The 1,134-nt window shown below is 67.1% G+C and carries 2 pseudogenes; one reads left to right on the forward strand and one right to left on the reverse strand.

The annotated features are described in order from the left end of the window. A pseudogene (locus tag ACWCP8_RS41185) lies at positions 1–511 on the reverse strand (IS1380 family transposase); the annotation flags it as partial. Between the two features lie 225 nt (positions 512–736). On the opposite strand from ACWCP8_RS41185, the pseudogene ACWCP8_RS41190 reads away from it, so the two are divergent. After that, positions 737–1,134 (forward strand): annotated as a pseudogene (locus ACWCP8_RS41190) (transposase); the annotation flags it as partial.

The following is a 1,134-nucleotide window of genomic DNA, read 5'->3' on the forward strand; positions in this document are numbered from 1 at the left end:
GCAGGGTGCGGATGCCCTTGAACCGGCCGTACTCGGCGCCCTGTTTCGCCCGGCCGTAGACCCGCTTGTGGGTGGAGTCGACATCGATGAACGCCTTCTCTCCCGCGCCGGGCAGCAAGGGGGTGTGCGCGGCCAGCGCGGCCAGGAACCGGCGGTGCACGGCGTGGAGTTGAAGGGCATGACCGTGGGTGAACGCCCGCAGGAAGGTGCCCAGCGTGGACGGGGCACGGGCACCTGCGAACACGGCCGGCATCGCCCCGTGTTGCAGCATGCGGAGGTCGTCGATGCTGTCCGCACCCGCGGCCATGCCGGCCACGATGCTGGGGACCTTGGCGTCCGCCGCGGCCCCCGCCCCGTTCTTCGTCCCGGTCAGCTTCACCTTCTGCGTCACCAGGTCCGAAAGCCCGCACCGCTCGGCCAGCCGTAGCACCGGCAGCAGCCCGGCATACGCGATCAGGTTCGGGTTATCGAACACAGCGGAGACCGCTGCCGGAGTATGGGAAACTTGCATCTACGAGGTGCCTTGCTGATTGTGCGTGCTGGAAGCGTCAGAACTCCCATCATCGCAGGTCAGCAGGCACCTCTTCTTGATTGCTCATCCACAGCACGCGAGTCACTCGGTGGATCGAGGCTTAGAGGCCGCGCAGATAGGCGGCGTGTGGAGCCCCGGCAACAAGGTGGGAACAGGTCCCAGTGATCATGGAGTTGCGACGCTCTGTGACCACTGGGGAGATCTGTGCCCGTCCTTCCATCATGGCTGACCGACCCGCTCTGGGATCAATTCGCGGCACTGCTGCCCAAGCGCCCTGCGGTCGATCCCGCCCACCCGCTGGGTTGCCACCGCCGCCGTATCAGCGACCGGATCGTGTTCGACAAGCTGCTCCAGCTCCTGCGGTTTGGCTGCTCCTACCAGGCGGTCTCCGACACGACCTGCTCGGCGACCACGATCCGCAACGCCGCACGAGTGGATCCGGCTCGGCTTCTTCGCCCGACTCAAACAGATCGCGCTTGAGTCCTACGACCGGATCGTCGGGCTCGTGCTCGACCAGATCGCCGTCGACGGCTCCATCACCAAGGCCCCCGGCGGCGGCGAGGTGGCTGGGCGCTCGCCGGTCGATCGCGGCAAACAGGGCC

This window comes from Streptomyces sp. NPDC002206 (assembly GCF_053593595.1).